This is a genomic window from Paraburkholderia sp. SIMBA_054, from assembly GCF_046534875.1.
Taxonomy (GTDB): domain Bacteria; phylum Pseudomonadota; class Gammaproteobacteria; order Burkholderiales; family Burkholderiaceae; genus Paraburkholderia; species Paraburkholderia hospita.
Map to the genome: position 1 here is coordinate 1 of NZ_JAWRXV010001662.1, position 238 is coordinate 238.

General features: G+C 63.9%; 1 pseudogene. It reads right to left on the reverse strand.

Going from position 1 to position 238, the window contains the following annotated elements:
- Positions 1-238, reverse strand: a pseudogene (locus tag SB822_RS60740) (alpha-ketoglutarate permease); the annotation flags it as partial.

Genomic DNA, 238 nt, shown 5'->3' on the forward strand with positions numbered 1-238 from the left:
GCCGGCCGTGCTTGTCGGCGAGACGGCCAAAGAACCAGCCGCCGATCGGCCTCATCAGAAAGCCTGCCGCGAACACGCCGGCCGTGTTCAGCAATTGCGTGGTGGTGTTGCCGCTTGGGAAGAACGCGGGCGCGAAGTACAGCGCGCAGAACGAGTAGACGTAAAAGTCGAACCACTCGACGAGATTGCCCGATGAAGCGCCGACGATCGCGAAAATGCGGCGCCGCGTGTCGTGGGC